The 19,761-nt window shown below is 73.0% G+C and carries 19 protein-coding genes, 1 tRNA gene and 1 pseudogene; 12 read left to right on the top strand and 9 right to left on the bottom strand.

All coding sequences use genetic code 11. The annotated features are described in order from the left end of the window. Positions 1-16: 16 nt before the first annotated feature. The 5 genes and pseudogenes from RF647_RS14535 to RF647_RS14515 form a co-directional block, all read left to right on the top strand. Positions 17-430: pseudogene (locus tag RF647_RS14535) on the top strand (low molecular weight phosphatase family protein); the annotation flags it as partial. Positions 431-454: 24 nt separating this feature from the next. Next, complete coding sequence (gene arsD, locus RF647_RS14530; RefSeq protein WP_368812360.1) at positions 455-841, top strand: arsenite efflux transporter metallochaperone ArsD; 387 nt, start codon at positions 455-457, stop codon at positions 839-841. Positions 842-884: 43 nt separating this feature from the next. Further along, positions 885-2,636 carry an arsenical pump-driving ATPase gene (arsA, locus tag RF647_RS14525; RefSeq protein ID WP_368812330.1) on the top strand — a complete coding sequence of 584 codons (1,752 nt, stop codon included), beginning with the start codon at positions 885-887 and terminating at the stop codon, positions 2,634-2,636. A 46-nt stretch (positions 2,637-2,682) separates the two neighbouring features. Then, positions 2,683-3,123, top strand: coding sequence for an arsenate reductase ArsC (locus RF647_RS14520; RefSeq protein WP_368812329.1), 441 nt, complete (start codon positions 2,683-2,685; stop codon positions 3,121-3,123). Beyond that, positions 3,120-3,749, top strand: a complete 630-nt coding sequence (locus tag RF647_RS14515) for a low molecular weight phosphatase family protein (RefSeq protein WP_368812328.1) — start codon at positions 3,120-3,122, stop codon at positions 3,747-3,749. The genes RF647_RS14520 and RF647_RS14515 overlap by 4 nt, the downstream gene beginning before the upstream one ends. A 34-nt stretch (positions 3,750-3,783) precedes the next feature. On the opposite strand, the gene RF647_RS14510 is transcribed toward RF647_RS14515, so the two are convergent. Beyond that, on the bottom strand, positions 3,784-4,932 hold the full coding sequence (locus tag RF647_RS14510; protein ID WP_133411169.1) for an aromatic acid exporter family protein: 1,149 nt from the start codon (positions 4,930-4,932) through the stop codon (positions 3,784-3,786). A gap of 303 nt (positions 4,933-5,235) precedes the next feature. On the opposite strand from RF647_RS14510, the gene pstS reads away from it, so the two are divergent. The 4 genes from pstS (at position 5,236) to pstB (ending at position 9,460) form a co-directional block, all read left to right on the top strand. Then, positions 5,236-6,351 carry a phosphate ABC transporter substrate-binding protein PstS gene (pstS, locus tag RF647_RS14505; RefSeq protein ID WP_368812327.1) on the top strand — a complete coding sequence of 372 codons (1,116 nt, stop codon included), beginning with the start codon at positions 5,236-5,238 and terminating at the stop codon, positions 6,349-6,351. 174 nt (positions 6,352-6,525) lie between these two features. After that, a complete protein-coding gene (gene pstC, locus RF647_RS14500; RefSeq protein ID WP_368812326.1) occupies positions 6,526-7,482 on the top strand; it encodes a phosphate ABC transporter permease subunit PstC in 957 nt (318 codons plus the stop codon). Further along, on the top strand, positions 7,482-8,615 hold the full coding sequence (pstA, locus tag RF647_RS14495) for a phosphate ABC transporter permease PstA (RefSeq protein WP_368812325.1): 1,134 nt from the start codon (positions 7,482-7,484) through the stop codon (positions 8,613-8,615). The genes pstC and pstA overlap by 1 nt, the downstream gene beginning before the upstream one ends. Before the next feature lie 65 nt (positions 8,616-8,680). Further along, a complete protein-coding gene (pstB, locus tag RF647_RS14490) occupies positions 8,681-9,460 on the top strand; it encodes a phosphate ABC transporter ATP-binding protein PstB (protein WP_368812324.1) in 780 nt (259 codons plus the stop codon). A 140-nt stretch (positions 9,461-9,600) separates the two neighbouring features. On the opposite strand, the gene RF647_RS14485 is transcribed toward pstB, so the two are convergent. From RF647_RS14485 to glsA, 4 genes are all read right to left on the bottom strand, one after another. Further along, entirely contained in the window at positions 9,601-10,617 is a 1,017-nt protein-coding gene (locus tag RF647_RS14485) for an anion permease (RefSeq protein WP_368812323.1), read from the bottom strand. A 4-nt stretch (positions 10,618-10,621) separates the two neighbouring features. After that, positions 10,622-11,236 carry a DUF47 domain-containing protein gene (locus tag RF647_RS14480; protein ID WP_368812322.1) on the bottom strand — a complete coding sequence of 205 codons (615 nt, stop codon included), beginning with the start codon at positions 11,234-11,236 and terminating at the stop codon, positions 10,622-10,624. Between the two features lie 292 nt (positions 11,237-11,528). After that, entirely contained in the window at positions 11,529-12,173 is a 645-nt protein-coding gene (locus RF647_RS14475; protein WP_368812321.1) for a hypothetical protein, read from the bottom strand. A gap of 43 nt (positions 12,174-12,216) precedes the next feature. After that, positions 12,217-14,088: a glutaminase A gene (glsA, locus tag RF647_RS14470; protein WP_368812320.1), complete on the bottom strand. Its 1,872-nt coding sequence runs from the start codon at positions 14,086-14,088 to the stop codon at positions 12,217-12,219. A 136-nt stretch (positions 14,089-14,224) separates the two neighbouring features. Here glsA and RF647_RS14465 point away from each other — a divergent pair. Next, positions 14,225-14,297, top strand: a tRNA-Lys gene (locus tag RF647_RS14465). A gap of 108 nt (positions 14,298-14,405) precedes the next feature. Here RF647_RS14465 and RF647_RS14460 read toward each other — a convergent pair. Beyond that, positions 14,406-14,690, bottom strand: coding sequence for a hypothetical protein (locus tag RF647_RS14460; RefSeq protein WP_035926082.1), 285 nt, complete (start codon positions 14,688-14,690; stop codon positions 14,406-14,408). Between the two features lie 165 nt (positions 14,691-14,855). After that, positions 14,856-15,110 carry a hypothetical protein gene (locus tag RF647_RS14455; protein ID WP_035926085.1) on the bottom strand — a complete coding sequence of 85 codons (255 nt, stop codon included), beginning with the start codon at positions 15,108-15,110 and terminating at the stop codon, positions 14,856-14,858. A 161-nt stretch (positions 15,111-15,271) separates the two neighbouring features. On the opposite strand from RF647_RS14455, the gene RF647_RS14450 reads away from it, so the two are divergent. Further along, positions 15,272-15,496 (top strand): hypothetical protein, encoded by a 225-nt coding sequence (locus RF647_RS14450; protein WP_368812319.1) that lies wholly within the window; start codon positions 15,272-15,274, stop codon positions 15,494-15,496. Here the strand turns inward: RF647_RS14450 and RF647_RS14445 are convergent. Next, on the bottom strand, positions 15,493-16,575 hold the full coding sequence (locus RF647_RS14445; protein ID WP_368812318.1) for an ArsO family NAD(P)H-dependent flavin-containing monooxygenase: 1,083 nt from the start codon (positions 16,573-16,575) through the stop codon (positions 15,493-15,495). The two genes, RF647_RS14450 and RF647_RS14445, sit on opposite strands and share 4 nt — an antisense overlap. Positions 16,576-16,793: 218 nt before the next feature. Here RF647_RS14445 and RF647_RS14440 point away from each other — a divergent pair, with 218 nt between their 5' ends. Then, positions 16,794-18,086 (top strand): DUF2254 domain-containing protein, encoded by a 1,293-nt coding sequence (locus RF647_RS14440; RefSeq protein ID WP_368812317.1) that lies wholly within the window; start codon positions 16,794-16,796, stop codon positions 18,084-18,086. A 9-nt stretch (positions 18,087-18,095) separates the two neighbouring features. Here RF647_RS14440 and RF647_RS14435 read toward each other — a convergent pair whose 3' ends face one another. Then, positions 18,096-19,622, bottom strand: coding sequence for an MFS transporter (locus RF647_RS14435; RefSeq protein WP_368812316.1), 1,527 nt, complete (start codon positions 19,620-19,622; stop codon positions 18,096-18,098). Positions 19,623-19,761: the final 139 nt, after the last annotated feature.

Raw genomic sequence — 19,761 nt, 5'->3', positions numbered from 1 at the left:
CGACCCAGGAGTCCCGATGACCAGCACCACGCCCTCCGTCCTGTTCGTGTGCGCCAAGAACGGCGGCAAGTCCCAGATGGCCGCCGCCCTCATGGACCGGCACGCCGCAGGTGCCGTGGAGGTCCACTCCGCCGGCACCACGCCGGGCACCAAGATCAACGCGCTGTCCGCCGAGGTGGTCGCCGAGGTCGGTGCGGACATGTCCTCCGGAACGCCGAAGCCCATCGACCCCGAGCTGCTGCGCTCCGTCGACCGGGTGGTCGTGCTGGGCGATGAGGCGAGGGTCGAGCCGGTCGAGGGGATGACCGGCACGATCGAGACCTGGCACACCGACGAGCCCTCCGCCCGCGGCATCGAGGGTGCGGAGCGGATGCGCCTGGTCCGCGACGACATCGACGCCCGGGTCCGGCGGCTGCTGGACGAGCTGACGGCCGCCCCCGGGCCCCGGATCGAGGTGTTCGAACCGGCCCTGTGCTGCAGCACCGGCGTGTGCGGTCCCGACGTGGACCAGGCCCTGGTCGAGTTCACCGCGGACCTCGAGCACCTGCGCTCCCGCGGGGTGGACATCTCCCGGCACAACCTCGCCAACGACCCCCAGGCGTTCGCCGGCACGCCGGTGGTCAGCGACTTCCTGCGCGTGGCCGGCTCCGCCGGACTGCCCCTGGTGCTGGTGGACGGGGTCACCGTGGCCACCGGCGCCTACCCGGACCGGTCCCGCCTGGAGTCCCTGGCCGGTCTGAGCGCCGCGGTCCCGGCGGCCGGGCCGCGCCCGGACCTGGGGCTGAGCGCCGCGGCCGCTCCGGACGACACCGGGTGCTGCGGCCCCACCGGCTGCTGCTGAACCCGCGACGACCGGCCACGCCCTCCTGCGGAAAGCGAGCACGATGAACTTCCTCGACCACGCCCCACGGTTCCTGTTCTTCACGGGCAAGGGCGGCGTGGGCAAGACCTCGATCGCCTGCGCCGCCGCCGTGCACCTGGCCGGTGCGGGCCGGAGGGTGCTGCTGGTGAGCACGGACCCGGCCTCCAACGTGGGCCAGGTGTTCGGGGTGCGCATCGGCAGCACGATCACTCCGGTTCCCGGGGTCCCCGGCCTGGAGGCGCTGGAGATGGACCCGGAGCAGGCCGCGGCGGCCTACCGGGAGAAGATCGTCGGCCCGGTCCGCGGGCTGCTGCCCGAGGCGGAGATCGCCTCGATCACCGAGCAGCTCTCCGGGTCGTGCACCACCGAGATCGCGTCCTTCAACGAGTTCACGGGGATCCTGGCCGACGGCACGATCGGCGAGCGCCACGACCACGTCCTGTTCGACACCGCCCCCACCGGCCACACCATCCGGCTCCTGCAGCTGCCCGGGGACTGGACCTCCTTCCTCGACGCCGGCAAGGGTGACGCCTCATGCCTGGGCCCGCTCTCGGGGCTGGAGAAGCAGCGCAGCACGTACGCCGCCGCCGTGGCGGCCCTGGCCGACCCCGCCCGGACCCGGCTGGTGCTGGTGGCCCGCGCCCAGGAGTCCGGCCTGGCGGAGGTCGCCCGCACGCACAAGGAGCTCGCGCGGATCGGGATGGCCGAGCAGCACCTCGTGCTCAACGGCCTGATGCCGGCCGGCGAGGACCCCCTCGTCGTCGCGGTGCGGGCCCGGGAGCAGGCCGCCCTCGCCGGGCTGCCCCCGGTCCTCGCCGGCCTGCCGCGGGACGAGGTGGCCCTGCGACCGCAGAACATGGTGGGGCTGGACGCCCTGCGGTCCCTGCTCGACCACGACGCCCCGGAGCCGGCGCCGTGCGCCCCGCCCGCGGAGCTCGACCTGCCGGGACTGGACCGCCTGGTGGACGAGCTCGCCGCCCAGGACCACGGGCTGGTGATGTGCATGGGCAAGGGCGGGGTCGGCAAGACCACTGTCGCCGCGGCCGTCGCCGTGGCCCTGGCCCACCGCGGTCACGACGTCCACCTGACCACCACCGATCCGGCGGCCCACCTCTCCGAGACCCTGGCCGGGGAGGTCGAGCACCTCACCGTCTCCCGGATCGACCCCGAGCAGGCCGTCGCCGCCTACCGCGGCCGGGTCCTGGCGTCCAAGGGCAGGAACCTGGACGAGACCGGGCGGGCGCAGCTGTCCGAGGACCTGCTGTCCCCGTGCACCGAGGAGGTCGCGGTCTTCCACGAGTTCTCCCAGGCGGTCAACGAGTCCCGCCGCCGCTTCGTGGTCATGGACACCGCCCCCACCGGGCACACCCTCCTGCTGCTGGACGCCACCGGCTCCTACCACCGGGAGATCGCCCGCAACATGGGCGAGGGGTTCTCCTACGCCACCCCGCTGATGCGGCTGCAGGACCCGGAGCTGACCAAGCTGGTGCTGGTCACCCTGGCGGAGACCACGCCCGTGCTGGAGACGACCCGGCTGCAGGAGGACCTGGAGCGGGCCGACCTGCACCCCTGGGCGTGGGTGGTCAACCATTCCGTGGCCGCCGCCGCCCCCGGCTCCGCGTTCCTGCAGGAGCGGGCCCGCGCCGAGCTCGAGCAGATCCGCGCCGTCCAGGACCGGTCCCCGCGGACCGCCGTGATCCCGCTGCTGGCCGAGGAGCCCGTGGGCGAGACCGCCCTGGCCCGGCTCGCCGGCCCCGCCCCGGTCCGGACCTGACGCACCCGACCCCCGTCCTCCCACCGACAGAACGGACAACCGCCCCATGAGCCCCGAGACCACCAAGCCCAGCGTCCTGTTCGTGTGCGTGCACAACGCCGGACGCTCCCAGATGGCCGCCGCCTACCTCACCCACCTCTCCCGGGGGCGCATCGAGGTGCGCTCGGCCGGCTCCGCGCCGGCGGACTCCGTGAACCCGGCCGCCGTGGCGGCGATGGCCGAGGAGGGCATCGACATGAGCGCCGAGACCCCCAAGGTCCTCACCGACGAGGCCGTGCAGGACTCCGACGTGGTCATCACCATGGGCTGCGGGGACGCGTGCCCGTTCTACCCCGGCAAGCGGTACGAGGACTGGGCACTGGCCGACCCGGCCGGGAAGGGCGTGGAGTCCGTGCGCCCCATCCGGGACGAGATCAGGGCCCGGATCCAGCAGCTGATCGCGGAGCTGCTGCCCGGCGAGAACACCCAGCAGGACGGCCGGTCATGACCCAGCCCGCCGAGAACCTGGACACCCACGTCCTCCAGCGCACCGCCGTGCACCTGGCCGGGCGCTACGAGGGGATCTTCTCCCCGGAGACGGTCGAGCGCTACGTGTTCGAGTCCTACACGACGCTCTCGCGCACCGCGCGGCTCCGCACCCACCTGGCCACCCTGGCCGGGCACTTCGCCGACGACCGGCTCAGGGCCCTCGCCCAGTCCCAGGGCAGGATCGACTCCCCGGTCCCGCAGGTGCTGTTCGTGTGCGTGCACAACATCGGCCGCTCCCAGATCGCCGCGGCCCTGCTGGGGCACTACGCCGGGGACGGCGTGGAGGTCCGCTCGGCCGGCTCCCTGCCGGGCTCCGAGATCCACCCACTCGTGGTGAAGGAGCTCGCGGAGCGCGGGATCGACCTGTCCGGGGCGTACCCCAAGCCGCTGACCGACGACGTGGTGCGGGCGGCCGACTACGTGATCACCATGGGCTGCGGGGACGCCTGCCCGGTGTACCCGGGCAAGCGGTACCTGGACTGGGGCATCGCCGACCCCTCCCGGGAGAGCCCGGAGGGGGTCCGGGAGATCGTCGACGCCGTCGACGCGCGCGTGCGGGCCCTCTGGGACCAGCTCCGACCGTGACCGGCCTGCCCTGCGGGGGCGGCCGGGGCCGCGCTCAGGCGCGGTCCCAGCCCTCGAGCCGGGGAAGCTGGTCCCGTGCCTCGTCGTGCGTCATCCCGGCCGCCTCCAGCAGGTCCACGACCATCGGGCGCATGTCCAGCACCAGGGTCTCGCCCTCCATGGTGCGCACCCCCATCTGCCCGGGGTGCAGGCGCCCGGCCACGTTCGCCAGCTCGTTGCGGGCCTGGCGCAGGTAGCTCTCCCGGGAGCCGGGGGAGGCCACCGCGAGTGCGTTGCCCAGGGTGACGACGGCGTCCGCGAGGTCCTCGAGGGCGGCGCTCATGGCGGCCACGGCCTCGTCGGAGAGCGTCACGTGGTTGAGCACGGAGGCGAGGCGGCGGGCGAGAACCCGGGCGTTGCGCACGGCGAGGTCCAGGTAGCGGATGGAGTGGGCGATCCCCTCGATCTCCGCGCGGCGGCCGCGGTAGAGCGGCGAGGCCGTGGCGATCTCGAGGGCTGACTTCAGCCCGGACGTCACCGAGTCCACGAGCGGCTGGGTCTGCCGGGCACGCACGAGGGCGTGCCAGGCGGCGGTGGCGTCGTAGTCCTCCATGGCCCGGCTCGCCTCCCGGAGCACCCCGGAGAACTCGTCGACGAGCGCCCGCAGGCCCTGGCGCGGCTGGCTCCGCGGGTCCGTGGGCACGAAGTAGGCCATGGCCAGGGCGCACAGCCCGCCCACGACCGCGTCCGTGGACCGCGCGAAGACCCCGTCCTGGGACGGCGGCAGCAGGACCACGAGCACCGACTGCAGCCCCATCTGAGTGGTGAACAGCGTGCCGTTGTCCAGGAAGCGGGCGAGCAGGATCGAGGTCATCAGGACCACGCCGGCCTGCCAGACGCCCGTGCCCAGGACGTGGATCAGCGTGTCCCCCACGGCGATGCCGAGGGTGCAACCGATCGAGACCTCGAGGACCCGCCGGTAGCGCAGCCCGTCCTTGGCGAAGCCGAGGGCCACGAGGGCCGCGGTGGCCGCGAAGATGGGCCCGGAGTGGCCCAGCAGCTGCTCCGCGATCAGGTAGGCGCCGACGCTGGCGACCGTGATCTGGAAGCTCTGGAGCAGGCCCGTCCGGACCCGCGTCACACCGATCCGGGTGCGGCTGCGCACCGCGCGGGCCGCGGCTCGCGCACGGTTGCCTGGCTGCATGGGGCCATCCTAGGCGAGCCGCTCGGGACCGCCGGCGCGCGGGCAGGAGCCCCCGCGCCGGGCCGGGATCCGTCCGCACGTGGTGTGAGATGTGCGACTCTGCCCCGGAGACGCCGCCCGTGTTCACCCTCCGTTCACCTTCACACGTCAATCTGGCCACCTGCGCTCCCTAGCGTCTCTGGGTGAGAGGTCCGCGGTCGCACCGCAGATCCGCCTCTCGCACCGGCCCGGAACTCTTCCGGCGCCACATCGAACGACGGCCCCTTCGACGGGGCACCACCGTGATCTGAAGGGGCTATTCAAGTGAAGGTTTCCCACCTCGGCCGTTCCGCAGCCGTCCTGGCCATCGGCTCGCTCGCACTCACCGCGTGCGGTTCGGACAACGCCACGGGCGAAGACTCCGGATCCACCGAGACCTCCGCCGCCGGCGCCGGCGTCTCCGGCACGCTGACCGGAATCGGCGCCTCCTCCCAGCAGGCCGCGATGACGGCCTGGCAGGACGGCTTCCAGAGCGCCAACCCCGAGGCTCAGGTGCAGTACTCCCCGGACGGCTCCGGGGCCGGGCGCGAGGCCTTCACCGCCGGCGGTGCGGACTTCGCCGGCACCGACGCCTACCTCGACGACGAGGAGTACGCGGCATCACAGGAGGTCTGCGGGCCCGACGGCGGCTTCCACATCCCGGCCTACATCTCCCCGATCGCCGTGGCATTCAACCTGCCCGGCGTGGACACCCTGAACATGGACGGGGAGACCATCGCCCAGGTCTTCACCGGCGAGATCACCGAGTGGAACGACCCCGCGATCGCCGAGCAGAACCCCGACGCCGACCTGCCGGACACGGCGATCACCGTGGTCCACCGCAACGACGAGTCCGGCACCACCGAGAACTTCCAGGAGTACCTGGCCGCGGCCGCCCCCGAGGTGTGGACCGAGGAGGTCTCCGGCAACTGGCCCTCCCAGTGGGCGGCCGAGAACAACAAGGGCACCGCCGGCGTGGTCCAGTCCACCAACGCCACCGAAGGTGCGATCACCTACTCCGACGCCTCCGCCGTGGGCGACCTCGGCACCGTCGCCGTGGGCGTCGGCGAGGAGTTCGTGAACTACTCCCCGGAGGCCGCCTCGACCGCTGTCGAGTCCTCCACTCCGGTCGAGGGTCGCGCCGAGTACGACATGGCGATGGACCTGGAGCGGGACACCACCGAGTCCGGGGCCTACCCGATCGTGCTCGTGTCCTACCACCTGTTCTGCTCGCAGTACGACTCCCAGGAGACCGCCGACCTCGCGAAGGCGTTCGGCGAGTACGTCATCAGCGAGGAGGGCCAGCAAACTGCCGCCGACGCCGCCGGCTCGGCTCCGATGTCCGAGAGCCTGCGCACCTCCGCGCAGGAGGCGCTCGACCAGATCACGGTCGCCGGCTGATCTCCTCCTGTTGATCCCGTTCGGTGCGGGCCCGGGCTCCTGATGCTCGTGCCTGCACCGAACGGGACCTTTCTGTGTGGGGCGTCCTCCCCGTGAGGCGCATCACCCGATCCCGGCGCCGGGACCGATCCCGTCCGGCGCAGCTCGTTCCAGGCCACCGAAGGGGCGCACGACATGTCCACCACCCTCACCACCCAGGAGCCCACCGCGCTCGCCGAGGGCGAAGCGGCCGGCGGCCGGGCCGGCGACTCGATCTTCGCGGGGTTCAGTCTCGGCGCGGGCATCCTGATCCTCGCCTCGCTGGCCGCCGTCGCGCTGTTCCTCTTCCTGGAGGCGCTGCCCACCTTCCAGGCGCCCGCCGAGGACATCTCGGGCGGGGCCGGCTTCTGGTCCTACATCTGGCCCCTCATCATCGGCACGGTGATCGCGGCCGTCATCGCCCTGGTGATCGCCACCCCGATCGGCGTGCTGGTGGCCCTGTACATCTCCCACTACGCGCCGGCACGGATCGCCAAGCCAGTGGGCTACGTCATCGACCTGCTGGCCGCCATTCCCTCCGTGATCTACGGAGCCTGGGGCACCACGGTCCTTGCATCCGCGCTCGTGCCCTTCTACGCGTGGCTCACCACGAACCTGGGCTTCATCCCGATGTTCTCCGGCCCCGCCTCGCAGACCGGCAAGACCATGCTCACGGTCGGCATCGTGCTGGCCATCATGATCCTGCCGATCATCACGGCGATGTCCCGGGAGATCTTCATCCAGACGCCCAAGCTGCACGAGGAGGCGGCGCTGGCCCTGGGCGCCACGCGGTGGGAGATGATCCGGATGACCGTCCTGCCGTTCGCGCGCCCCGGCATCATCTCCTCGGTGATGCTGGCCCTGGGCCGGGCTCTCGGGGAGACCATGGCAGTGGCCCTGGTCCTCTCAGGCGGTCCGCTGACGGCCTCACTCGTGCAGTCCGGCAACCAGACCATCGCCGCCGAGATCGCGCTCAACTTCCCGGAGGCCTACGGGCTGCGGCTGTCCGAGCTCATCGCGGCCGGTCTCGTCCTGTTCCTCATCACCCTCATCGTGAACATGATCGCCCGCGCCATCATCGCCCGCTACAAGGAATTCTCGGGAGCCAACTGATGTCGACCGCATCTCTCCGTCAGCCGACCTCGTCGCCGAGCCCCGCAGGCCGCCGTCCCCGTCTGACGCGCAACCAGAAGCCGAAGTGGCTCGTTCCGGTCATCGCGGTGGCCGCGCTGATCGCGGGCGCCGCCCTCGCGGCACTCGTCGGTTTCTCCTCCATCCTGTGGGCCGTCTTCGCCGCCGTCCTGTTCCTGGTGGCCGCCCCGATCGCCGTGACCGCTGTCGAGGGCGGGCGCAAGGGGGCGGACTCCTTGATGACCTACCTGGTGCACGCGGCGTTCCTCCTGGCAGTGGTCCCGCTGGTCTCCGTGGTCTGGACGGTGCTGGCCAACGGCGTGCCGGGGCTGAACTCGAACCTGTTGCTCACTTCCATGAACGGGGTGACGGGAGCCACCGACAACGCGGCGGCCGCAGGCGATGGCCCCGTGCTCGGCGGTGCCTACCACGCGATCGTGGGCACCGTCTCGATCACCTTCTGGGCCACGCTCATGTCGGTGCCGATCGGCCTGCTGACGGCCATCTACCTCGTGGAGTACTCGAAGGGCGGTTGGCTCGGGAAGTCGATCACGTTCTTCGTGGACGTCATGACGGGCATCCCCTCCATCGTGGCGGGCTTGTTCGCCGCGGCCCTCTTCGGCCTCCTGTTCGGCCCCTCCACCCGCTTCGGCTTCGTCGCGGCGGTCGCGCTGACGGTGCTGATGATCCCCACGGTGGTGAAGAACACCGAGGAGATGCTGAAGATCGTCCCCAACGAGCTCCGCGAGGCGGCCTACGCCCTGGGGGTGCGCAAGTGGCGGACGATCCTCAAGGTGGTGATCCCCACCGCGATCTCCGGCATCGCCTCCGGCGTGACCCTGGCGATCGCCAGGGTGATCGGCGAGACCGCTCCGTTGCTCGTCACCGCCGGCTTCGCGACCGCCATCAACTGGAACTCGTTCTCCGGGTGGATGACCACGCTGCCGACGTTCATCTACTACCAGATCCTCACTCCCACCTCACCCACCAACCCGGATCCCTCGCAGCAGCGCGCGTGGGCGGCGGCGCTGATCCTCATCCTGATCGTGATGCTGCTCAACCTCCTCGCCCGGCTCGTCGCGCGGGCTTTCGCGCCCAAGACCGCCGGCCGCTGACGCGCCGCTGCCCTCCCACCGGACCTCCCGCACGCACCTCCGCGAGAAAGTAGCAAGGAACACACATGTCCAAGCGAATCGACGTCGAGAACCTCAATGTCTACTACGGCGACTTCCTGGCCGTCGACGACGTCAGCATGGGGATCGACGCCCGGTCGGTGACCGCGTTCATCGGCCCCTCCGGCTGCGGCAAGTCGACCCTCCTGCGCACCCTCAACCGGATGCACGAGGTGATCCCCGGTGCCCGGGCAGAGGGCAATGTCCTCCTGGACGGCGAGAACCTCTACGGCCCCGGGGTGGACCCGGTCCTGGTGCGCTCGATGATCGGAATGGTCTTCCAGCGGCCCAACCCGTTCCCCACCATGTCCATCCGCGACAACGTGCTCGCCGGGGTGAAGCTCAACAGCAAGCGGATCTCCCGCTCCGACGCCGACGACCTCGTGGAGGGGTCGCTCCAGGGGGCGAACCTCTGGAACGAGGTCAAGGACCGCCTCGACAAGCCCGGTTCGGGCCTGTCCGGCGGCCAGCAGCAGCGTCTGTGCATCGCACGGGCGATCGCCGTGAAGCCCGAGGTCATCCTCATGGACGAGCCCTGCTCCGCTCTCGACCCGATCTCTACGCTGGCGATCGAGGACCTGATCAGTGAGCTCAAGGAGGAGTACACCGTGGTCATCGTGACCCACAACATGCAGCAGGCCTCGCGCGTGTCGGACCGGACCGCCTTCTTCAACATCGCCGGCACCGGCAAGCCGGGCAAGCTCATCGAGTACGGCCCCACGACCGAGATCTTCAGCAACCCCACGGAGAAGCAGACGGAGGACTACGTCTCCGGCCGCTTCGGCTGAGCCGTCCCGGCACCGACGACGACGGGCACCGGTTACCTCCGCGGGGGGCGACCGGTGCCCGTCGTCGTCGGTGCGCCGGCCCCGGCAGGCAATGCTCCGGGGCCGGCGGCCCGGGGCCCGCGGCGGCGCCGCTGCGGCGTCTAGAGCAGCGGCGAGAGGGCGAGCAGGAGCGTCCCGGAGATCACGCCGCAGGCCGGCACAGTGAGGGCCCACACCAGCAGGACCCGCCGCACCACCCGGACGTTGACCGTGTGGAAGCGCTGCTGCCGTCCCGCGCCCAGGATTGCGGCGGCCGTGGTCTGGGACGTGGACATCGACACGGGGATCAGCGTCCCGCCCAGGAACAGCAGGGACCCGGCCACGCCCTGGGCCACCGCGCCGCGGAACGGGTCGATCGTGATCATCCGGGAGGACAGGGTGTAGGCGATCCGCCAGGCCCCGAACAGGGTGCCCACGGCCAGTCCGGCCGCCACGAGCAGGAACAGCCACGGGCCGGCCCCGCCCCTCAGCGGGTCCTGGAGGCCGGCGCACAGCAGCAGCGTGGCGAGGACCCAGACGGCCCGGCGGCCGTGGTGGATGCCGTGCCCGAAGGAGACGGCCGCCGCCCCGATGGCCAGGACCAGCCGGGAGCGGAACGTGGTGGCGTCCGGCTCCGAGTGCCGCAGCAGGTGCAACAGGGGGACCACGAGCACCCAGGCCGCGGCGTAGGCGACCAGCGGCGCCAGCACCAGGGGCACGACGACCTGGTAGAAGGCCGTGGCCGTGAGCGGGTTCACCGCCGAGAGCCCCACGGCGCGGGCGCCCAGCAGGGCGCCCAGCAGTCCGCCGGCCAGTGCCGTGGTCGAGGAGCTGGGCATGCCCCACCGCCACGTGAGCAGGTTCCAGCCGATCGTGGTCACCAGGGCGCAGACGATCGTCGCGGAGCCCACCACGCTGTGCGGCACGGGGACGCCCGTGATGACCCAGTCCGCGAGCAGGTACGCGGCGGCCCACACGCCGGCGACGTTGACGAGGGCGGTGAACACCAGGCCCACCCGGGGCGTGAGCGCACGGAAGCGCACCGGCAGGGCGAGGGCGTTGGGGGCGTCGTGGAAACCGTTGACGACGGTGTGCGTCACGGCCAGGACGATCCCGAGGACTGTCAGGGCCGTCAGCACGGGCTCAGGACTCCGCCACGACGATGCGGCCCACCTCGGTCGAGACCCGCACCAGGGCCTGGGCGGCCCCGGCGAAGCGCCGGATGGCGCGCTCGCGCCGCATCGCGGGGATCGCCTTGTGGTTCTCGAGCAGGTGGCCCATGTGCCGCTGGTAGATGCGCTCGGACTGCTTGCCCAGCCGGAGCATCTCGTACCAGTAGTCGTCCAGGCCCTGGAGGCTGCCGAGGTCGCGCATCGCCCGGGTGGTCAGCTCGGACATCCGCTCGATCACCCCGAGCTGGTCCGTGGCGTACGAGGGCGGCCGGCTGAGGGCGTAGGCGACGTGCACCTCCGCGACCGCCAGCAGCTCCTCCGCGGCCTTGTTGAGCCAGTGGCCCAGGATGTAGACGTCCTGCCGGGGGATGGGGATCACGAACGTGGAGCGCAGCGTGGTCATCACGGAGAAGTACAGGTCGGTGGAGCGGGCCTCGCACTCGCGGATCGCGTCGAGGGTCGCCGGGTCGGCTTCGGGGGAGCCCATCAGCTCGGACAGGAGCCGCACGGTCTCCGTCACCTGTCCCGACATGTCGGCCAGCAGGTCCAGGACCAGCTCGTCCTCCGGGAAGATGCGAAGCGCCATGTGTTGACCGTCCTGGGCGTCGTGACCTGCGCCGCGGAGCACGGCGGATCCCACTGTACATGGGGCCGTCGGGCGGCCCGGGGGCGGCCCGTGGTCCCGGAAGGAGGAAGGGGGCGGTGCCGGACCGGGAGCGCCTCTCGGCGGAAGGCCGCTCGTGGCGGCTATGTGATGGAGCCCGGGGCTGCCGCGGCCCGGCACCTGGCTTCCATGGTAGTCGACGTGCCCGTGGGGCCAAGTCCCGCGGCTGTGGTCTCCCGCACGGCGGGACCTCCGGACGCCCGGACGGCGGGGCTCAGTCGAGGTGGCCGCGGCGCCACTGGTGCGCCGCGGCCTCGAGCTCCTCCGCGGTCCGCTCGAGCCGCTGGGTGAGGGCCACGGTGCTCGGCGCCCGCGCAGCGTCCGGGTCGACGACCGGAATCTGCCCGGTGTCCGCCAGCCGGATCCGGCCGAGGGCGATCACGCGGCAGAAGGCCGCGAACCGGTCCAGGGCGATGTCGAACTCCCCGTTGAACGCCCCGGTGAGGATCGCGTCCGCCATCGAGGTGATCTCCTCCGCCCCGGGAGGTTCCGCGACGCCGGCCACCACGTGCGAGACCTGCGCGGTGCCCCGTCCCGCCGCGAAGTAGCGGCCCATCCGCACCGGGTCCTTCCGCACCCCCGCCCGCAGGGCGTAGAGCCGCCACAGGGCCCCGGGCAGGGACACCGCCGGGGCCTCGGCCCACATCTCGGCGATCCCTTCCAAGCCCTGCTCGTCGGTCAGCTCGATGAGCCGCCGGCTGATCTCGGGGTCGTCGCTGGCGCGCCCGCGGGAGACCAGGGCGTGGGCCGCGAGGTGGGCCGCCTCGGAGACGCGGGCCGGGTCGGGGCCGCCCTCGTGCGCTTCGAACTGCTCCGGGGAGAACTTCACCGGCTTGTGGTGGCGGGGCGCGTCGCTCATGCCTCCAGCGTACGGCCGTGGCCCGCGGCGGGCCACGGAGCGCTCACCAGTCGCTGGTCGAGGCGTGCACGGCCGCGTCCCGCCACTGCTGGTCGGTCTGCTCGAAGCCGTCCCGGGCCAGCGCCTTCCACAGCCGCAGCCCCAGGGCGGGCTCCTCCTGCTCGAGCTCCGCGAGCGCCTGCGGGAGCAGCACCCGCGCGGTGACGTCGGTGACGGCGCTCAGGGTCGCGTGCTGCTTGTTCCCGGTGCCCAGGGCCAGCTCCCCGAAGCTCATCCCCGGGCCGAGGACCTGCAGCTCGATGCGCTCACCGGTGGGCGTGCGCAGGGACATCGACACGCTGCCGCTGACGATGAGGTGGATGCCGGCGAAGTTCTGCCCCGTGCGCAGGATGTTCTCCCCGGCCGCCCACGTCCGCTCGACGGTCCGGGCGCGGAGGTCCCGGGCGTCCTCGGGGTCCAGCCGGGAGAACAGCTCGGACTCCACGGGCTTCACCCGGGACGGGGTGCACTCCGGGCCGCCGTGCTCCTCGAGCAGCCGGTCCTCGACCCACTTGATGGCCGCGGCCCGGCTGGGGAAGACCTCGAGCGGCGGCTCGCCCCCGAAGGAGCCGGCGAAGCCCGGGGCCGTGGCCACCGCCACCACGGTGCGGCCCGCCGCCTGCAGCTCGGCCCGGGTCTTGGCCAGGAGCGGCATCGCGTACTCCGCGATGACGTCCACCCGGCGCATGTCCACCACCACGTACGAGGCCTCGTAGGCGACGTCGCGGACGGTGCGGATCGCGGTCTCCGTGCCCGTGAACAGCAGGTCGCCCTGGAGCTCCACGACGACGGCGTCCTTGCCGTGGTCGGCCAGCACCGCCTCGGCCTCGGCGTTGCGGCGGACCAGGGAGGGGGACTGGTCGATCGGGTAGCTGGCGCGCACCGTGGAGCGGGCCACCCGGGCGGTGTGCGTGAAGTGCAGATCGAGGTCCTGGGAGAGCCGCTCGCAGGCGAGCACCCCGCGCACGCTGTTGCCGTGCCGGTCCAGGGCCGGGGAGAAGGTCGCCACGGCAAGCTCCCCGGGCAGGACGGCGATGATGCCGCCGCCCACCCCGGACTTCGCGGGCAGGCCCACCCGGACCATCCACTCGCCGGCGTCGTCGTACATGCCGCAGGAGCTCATCACGGACAGCACCCGGGAGACCGTGTCGACGTCGAAGACCTCGTCCCCGGTCAGCGGGTTGGTGCCGGCGTTGGCGAGGGTCGCGCCCATCAGGGCGAGGTCGCGGCACGTGATCAGCACCGAGCACTGGGCGAAGTAGTCCTCGAGGGCCTGGGTCGGGTCCCCCTCGATGATCCCGGCGGAGGCCAGGAGGTAGCCGAGGGCGCGGTTGCGGTCCCCGGCGGCGTGCTCCTGGGCGAGGACCTCGGGACTGATGGCCAGGTCCCGGCCCGCGCACCGCGAGTAGGCCTCGCGGATCCGGTCCCGGCGCAGGTCGCGGTCGCTGTCGGGGACGAGCCACGTGGAGGCGATCGCACCGGCGTTGATCATCGGGTTGGCGGGGCGCCCGGTGCCGGGCTGGAGGGAGATCTCGTTGTAGGCGTCCCCGCTCGGCTCCACGTCCATCTTCGCGTGCACCGCCTCCGCTCCGAGGTCGGACACGGCGAGCGCGTAGGTGAACGCCTTGGAGATCGACTGGATGCTGAACTCGTCCCGCGTGTTGCCGGCCTCGTACACGTGGCCGTCCGCGGTGGCGATGACGACGCCGAAGCGCTCGGTGTCGGCCTGGGCCAGGGCGGGGATGGAGGAGCTGGGCTCGCCGCCGCGGACGTCCCGCAGCTGCTCCACCACCTGCTCGAGGTACTCGGTGACGGCCGACGGACCGAAGAGCTCCGTCTCCGTGCGTGCTTCTTCCTCGGTGCTCGGGTGCGGCACGGTCGGTCCTCCGGTCGAATCGGCATGGGTGGCACGGGACTGCCCACCACTCTAGGCGTCCGGCTCCCGGGGGGACCGTGCGGTAGAGTGGTGCCCGCTCCGGACCGGCCGTGCCACGCGCTCGCCGGTGGAGCACGGGCCTCTAGCTCAGTTGGTAGAGCAGTGGACTTTTAATCCATGGGTCGTGGGTTCGAGCCCCACGGGGCCCACCCGCGACAGAACCCCATCGCTCCCGGTGCGCCCGGGGCCGGTGGGGTTCTCTGCTCTCCCGCGGCGGGCGACCCGGTGCGCGGGGGCGCCCGGCGGCGCCGGTGGTGCTACCGGTCGAGCAGGGCGAGGGCCTCGCCGATGCGGTCGTGCAGGGCCCTTGCCTGCTCCACGGTCCACGCCTCGTGGCCGATGTGCAGGACGAGCCCGTCACGGTGGGCGTAGGAGCCGTCCGCGGTGGTGATGACCTCCCAGGTCTCCAGGAGCGCGACCGCCGACGGGCCGGCGAGGGACCGGGCGGGCAGCTCCCGCGAGTTGGTGACCGTCTCGGGGTCGGTCAGCTCCTGATGGGTCGCCCAGCGGGGGCGGGGAACGAGAGCGGTGTTCTCGTACATGGGGGAACCTTCCAGGGAGAGGGGGTATACCCATGCTTATGCATGTGAGCACCCGGAGATGCCCGCGACCCTCGCGTGTCGCCGAGGGATCGAGGTGTGGACATCCGTCGGCATCCCCTGCACTTTTGTCCGGCCGGACGCCGACGTCCTCCCGCCCGGGCCGCGCTACGGCCCGTCGAGCTGCTCGGAGGGGGTGGGGACCGACTCGGGGCCGGGCGGGTCCGGGGCCGGAGCCGCGGACCCGGTGCCCGGATCCGTGGGCAGACCGTCGGGCGTCGGGGTCGGCGTGGCGGTGACCGGGGGAGGAGGACTGAAGGAGGTGGGGGAGGCACCGGGGGTGCTCGCCACCTCCTCCGGCCGGTCGTCGCACCCGGTCAGTGTCAGCGCGAGCAGGGCCACGGCGGGAAGGGTGCGGCGCATCGGGGAGCCTCTCTGTCGGGGACCTCTCCACGGTAGCCCGGCGGCCCGCCGTGTCTAGGGAAGGGCGGCGGATGACGTTCCCGGACCGGCGCCCGGCAGGACGCACCCGTCCGGGATGTGCGAGGATCCGGGGACCAGGACGCCGACCGGCAGGAGCCGCTATGTCCCAGCGAAGCAGCGAGCGCACCGCGCTGATCCTGCTCTCCGCGACCGCGGTGCTGCTGCTCGCGGGCCAGCTGCTCACCTGGTCCTCGGAGGACGGGGTGTTCAGCGCCTTCGTGTTCGTGCTGCTGCTGCTCTGGGCCGGGGTGATCGCCGTCCGGGTGGTCCGCTTCGTCCGGCGCGACCGGCGCCAGGAGGACACCGGCCCCGACGACCCGGTCTAGGGCGCGGCCGCGCGCTGGTCCCAGCCGCCGGCGAGCCGCTTCCGCACCGCCGCGACCGTGTCCCGCGCCGAGCGGCCGACACCGACGAGGGTCGCCGATCCCGGGCCCGTCCAGTCCCCGTACCCCACGAGGTACAGGCCGGGCACCCGGGTGGAGGCCGTGCCCTCGGTGCGGATCCGCCCGTCGTCCTCCCGCAGGTGCAGTGGCCGCAGGTGCCGGAGGGTAAGGCGGAACCCGGTGCACCAGACGACGGCGTCCACGGGCTGCTCCCGGCCGTCCGCCATGACCACGCCGTGCGCGGTGAAGCGCGTGAACATCAGCCGGGGGTCGAGCACCCCGGCGTCGCGGGCGCGGCGCACGGAGGGAACGGCCACCACGTCGCCGAGGCTCGCCACCCCGCCGGGATCCGGCCGGCCCGCGGCGAGGGCCTGGGCGCGCAGCGTGGCCACGCGGAACAGCTCGCGCCCGTCGACCTCGTCGGGGAGGTAGCGGGGCGGGGCGTTGGTGCACCACGTCAGCTCGCACACCTCGGCGAGCTCGGCGGCGATCTGCGCCCCCGAGTTCGCCCCGCCGACCACGAGCACGCGGCGGCCGCGGTACCGCGCCGGCCCCTCGTAGTGGGCGCTGTGCACCTGCTCGCCGCGGTACTCCCGCTGCCCGGGGAGGGCAGGCCGGAACGGCTGCGACCACGTGCCGGTGGCGCTCACGACGGCGCGCGCCCGCAGCTCGCCGTCGTCCATCACCAGGCGGAACCCCGCCCCGTCACGGCGCACGGCCCGCGCCCGGACCGGTCGCCGGACGGGCAGCCCGTAGCGCTCCTCGTACCGGGACAGGTACTCGACCACGTGCGCGGCGTCCGGGGCCGCCCCGGCCGTGTCCGGCATCGGGTGCCCGGGCAGGGACGAGTACGCGGCGGGGGAGAAGAGCCGCAGCGTCGGCCAGACGTGCCGCCACGCCCCGCCCGGCGCGTCCTGCTCGTCGAACAGCGCGAACGACAGGCCTGTGCGCCGGAGGTGGTAGCCCACGGCCAGTCCGGCCTGCCCGGCGCCCACCACGGCGACGTCGAGGACCTCGCCCACGTCCGTGCTCCCGTCCCGGCCGGTCAGCGGAGGGTGATCGAGTCGAGGGCGGCCTGCGCCTCGGCGGTCCGTCGGCGCGGTCGCGAAGCGTTGAGCATGGGGAGATCTCCTCGAGGGCGGTCAGGTGGGGCATCAGGGAGGTGGCGCGCCCGCGGGTGCGCGGGTCCGGGCGCCCAGCCTACCGCCACCGCCGGGAGGGGCAGGTCTAGGGTGGGCGCATGGACAAGCTCTCCGGCTCGTGGCGCCGGGTGTTCGACAAGTTCTGGTTCGTGCCGGCCGTGTGCGTGCTCGCCGCCGTCGTCCTGGCCCAGTCCGTGGTGGCCCTGGACCGGTGGCTGCCCGAGGACCTGGACTCCCCGTGGATCGCGTGGGTCTACGCCGTCGGCATCGACGGGTCCCGGTCGATGCTCTCCGCGATCGGCGGGTCGATGCTGGGCGTGGCCGCGACCGCCTTCTCCATCACCATCTCGGTGATCGCCACGGCCAGCTCCACGTACGGGCCCCGGCTGGTGCGCAACTTCATGGCGGACCGCGGCAACCAGGTGGTGCTGGGCGTGCTCGTGTCCACCTTCATCTACTCGCTGCTGGTCCTGCGCACGATCCGCTCGGCCTCCGACGACCTCGCGCAGCCGTTCGTCCCGCACGTGGCGGTCAACCTCGGCGTGCTGCTGGCGGTCGCGGACGTCGCCCTGATCGTGTACTTCATCCACCACATCGCGGACTCCGTGCAGGTGGACACCCTCGTCCACGGCGCGCGCCGGCGCCTGCTGGACGTGATCGAGCGGTGGCACCCGGAGGAGACGCCGGCGGAACTGGTCCGGACCGCGGGGCGCCGCAGCGGCGGGGGAGAGGTCCGGGCGGGCAGCGTGGGCTACGTCGTCGGCGTCGACTACGGGCGGCTCCGGGACCACGCCGCGGCCGGTGACGTCGTCCTCGAGCTCGTGCCGCGGGTGGGCGACCACGTCCTGGCGGAGGAGCCGCTGGTCCGGGTGTGGCCCGCGCACCGGGCCGGGGAGCTGGAGGACCGGCTGCGGCGCTGCGTGCGGGTGGGCGACTCGCGCTCGGCGCTCCAGGACGTCCGCTTCGCGGAGCAGCAGGTCGTGGAGCTCGCCGTGCGCGCCCTCTCCCCGAGCACCAACGACCCCTACACCGCGGTCAACGCCGTCGAGGAGGTCGCGTCCGGGATCGTCGCGGCCGTGGCCCGCCCGCTCCCGGGGAACACGGTGGTGGTCGACGGCGTGCACCGGCTGCGCTACGGGACGGTGGGGGTCGAGGAGATCGTGGACATGCCGTTCGACCAGATCGGCCCGCACGCCACCGGGCACGTCAGCGTCCTGCTGGCCCTCGTGGACCTCGCCGCCCGGATCGAGGCGGCGAGCGTCCACCCGTCCGTGCGGCGGCAGGCGCGCGAGCACGTCGACGTCCTGCTCGCCCGGTTCCGCGAGGGCGCACCCCACCCCCGGGACCTCGCCCGGGTGGAGCAGCACGTCAGAATGCGCTCGGCCGACTGAGCGGGTCCGCTACCGGCGCCGGAGCCGCGGGACCCGGCGCAGCAGCAGGCCCACGGCCACGGCAGTCCCGGCCAGCAGGGCGGCGCCGATCCCGGCGGACAGGTGCACGCCGGCCTCGAAGGCCGCGACGGACGAGGCCAGCAGCTCCCCGGACGCGTCCGGGCCGAGGGCCGCGGCGACGTCGACCGCCCCGCCAAGGGTCTCGGACGCGGTGGCGGCCTGCCCGGGGTCCAGGCCCGGCGGCACCGCCACCCGGGCGGCGTAGGTCGCGGTCACGGCCGTGCCCAGGATGGCCACGCCCAGCCCGGCCCCCAGCTCGTAGGCGGTCTCCGAGATCGCGGAGGCGGCGCCGGCCTGCTCGGGGGCCACCTCGGTGAGGATCAGGTCCCCCGCGATCGTCTGGGCCGCGCCGGAGCCCAGCCCGATGACCACGAGGGCCACCACGAGCACGAGCCCGCCGGAGAGGTCCCCGAGTAGGACGAGCAGGAAGCCCGAGGCCATGACCAGCAGCCCGCCGCCGAGCACGAGCGCGGGCGGCACGAAGCCGACCACGTGCACCACCAGCAGCCCCGAGACGATCGTGACCACGGCCCCCGGCAGCAGGGCCAGGCCCGCCTCCAAGGGCGGCAGGCCCTCCACCAGCTGCAGGTACTGGGAGACGAAGAACAGGAAGCCGATGAAGGTGGTCGAGGCCACCAGGTTGTTGAGCAGCCCGCCGGTGAACGGGGCGTGGCGGAACAGCCGCAGGTCCAGCATCGGCACCGGGCTGCGCAGCTGGCGGCGCACGAACAGCGCCCCGGCGGCCACGGCCAGCACCGCGGCGGCCAGCACACCGGCGGACGGGCCGTGGCCGCCGAGGTCCTTGATGCCGTGGACCAGCGCCACCATGGCGGTCATGACCAGGGCGGCGCTGGGCACGTCCACCGGGCCCGGCGCCGGGTTGCGGGACTCCGGCACCAGCACCGGCGCCAGGACCAACAGCGGCAGCAGCACCGGGACCGCCAGGAGGAACACGGAGCCCCACCAGAAGTGCTGGAGCAGGAACCCGCCCACGACCGGCCCCAGGATCCCGCCCGCCGAGAAGCCCGTGGCCCACACCGCGATGGCCGTCCGCCGCTGCGCCGGGTCGTGGAAGATGTTGCGCAGCAGGGACAGGGTCGCGGGCATCAGCATCGAGCCGAAGAGGCCCAGCAGCGCCCGCGCGGCGACGAGCGCCTCCCCGGTCGGGGCGAACGCGGCGAGCGCGGACACCGCCGCGAAGCCCGTGCTGCCCACCAGCAGCAGCCGGCGGCGGCCCACCCGGTCCCCGAGGGCGCCCATGGGCACGAGCAGCCCGGCGAGCACCAGCGGATAGGCGTCCACCATCCACAGCAGCTGCGTGCCGGTGGGGCGCAGCTCGCGGGAGATCTCCGGCAGCGCGAAGTTCAGCACCGTGTTGTCCACCGAGATCAGCAGCACCGGCAGCATCAGGACCACGAGGGCGGCCCACTCGCGGGCGCCGGCGCGGACCGGGACGTCGGGTGCCGGGGACAGCATGGCGAGACGGGCTCCTTCCGGGCGGGGGTGCGGCCCCCATCCTTCCAGAGCCGGCACCGGGCCCGCCCCGGACGGCAGGAGGAGCGCCGCACTAGACTGCACGGAATGGCCCGCCGGACGGTTCCGTCCGGCCCGCAGC

Origin of the sequence: Kocuria sp. CPCC 205263, from assembly GCF_040981075.1 — a bacterium.
Taxonomy (GTDB): Bacteria; Actinomycetota; Actinomycetes; order Actinomycetales; family Micrococcaceae; genus Kocuria; species Kocuria rosea.
Note: the sequence above shows the minus strand (reverse complement) of the source record. Positions and strands in the feature narration are given on the sequence as shown.

What these genes read in the sequence shown, in the direction of transcription:
- arsA (WP_368812330.1), top strand. Translation starts at nt 885, where the DNA reads ATGAACTTCCTCGACCACGCCCCACGGTTCCTGTTCTTCACGGGCAAG.
- RF647_RS14520 (WP_368812329.1), top strand. Translation starts at nt 2,683, where the DNA reads ATGAGCCCCGAGACCACCAAGCCCAGCGTCCTGTTCGTGTGCGTGCAC.
- RF647_RS14515 (WP_368812328.1), top strand. Translation starts at nt 3,120, where the DNA reads ATGACCCAGCCCGCCGAGAACCTGGACACCCACGTCCTCCAGCGCACC.
- RF647_RS14510 (WP_133411169.1), bottom strand. Translation starts at nt 4,932, where the DNA reads ATGCAGCCAGGCAACCGTGCGCGAGCCGCGGCCCGCGCGGTGCGCAGC.
- pstC (WP_368812326.1), top strand. Translation starts at nt 6,526, where the DNA reads ATGTCCACCACCCTCACCACCCAGGAGCCCACCGCGCTCGCCGAGGGC.
- pstA (WP_368812325.1), top strand. Translation starts at nt 7,482, where the DNA reads ATGTCGACCGCATCTCTCCGTCAGCCGACCTCGTCGCCGAGCCCCGCA.
- pstB (WP_368812324.1), top strand. Translation starts at nt 8,681, where the DNA reads ATGTCCAAGCGAATCGACGTCGAGAACCTCAATGTCTACTACGGCGAC.
- RF647_RS14480 (WP_368812322.1), bottom strand. Translation starts at nt 11,236, where the DNA reads ATGGCGCTTCGCATCTTCCCGGAGGACGAGCTGGTCCTGGACCTGCTG.
- RF647_RS14475 (WP_368812321.1), bottom strand. Translation starts at nt 12,173, where the DNA reads ATGAGCGACGCGCCCCGCCACCACAAGCCGGTGAAGTTCTCCCCGGAG.
- RF647_RS14460 (WP_035926082.1), bottom strand. Translation starts at nt 14,690, where the DNA reads ATGTACGAGAACACCGCTCTCGTTCCCCGCCCCCGCTGGGCGACCCAT.
- RF647_RS14455 (WP_035926085.1), bottom strand. Translation starts at nt 15,110, where the DNA reads ATGCGCCGCACCCTTCCCGCCGTGGCCCTGCTCGCGCTGACACTGACC.
- RF647_RS14450 (WP_368812319.1), top strand. Translation starts at nt 15,272, where the DNA reads ATGTCCCAGCGAAGCAGCGAGCGCACCGCGCTGATCCTGCTCTCCGCG.
- RF647_RS14440 (WP_368812317.1), top strand. Translation starts at nt 16,794, where the DNA reads ATGGACAAGCTCTCCGGCTCGTGGCGCCGGGTGTTCGACAAGTTCTGG.
- RF647_RS14435 (WP_368812316.1), bottom strand. Translation starts at nt 19,622, where the DNA reads ATGCTGTCCCCGGCACCCGACGTCCCGGTCCGCGCCGGCGCCCGCGAG.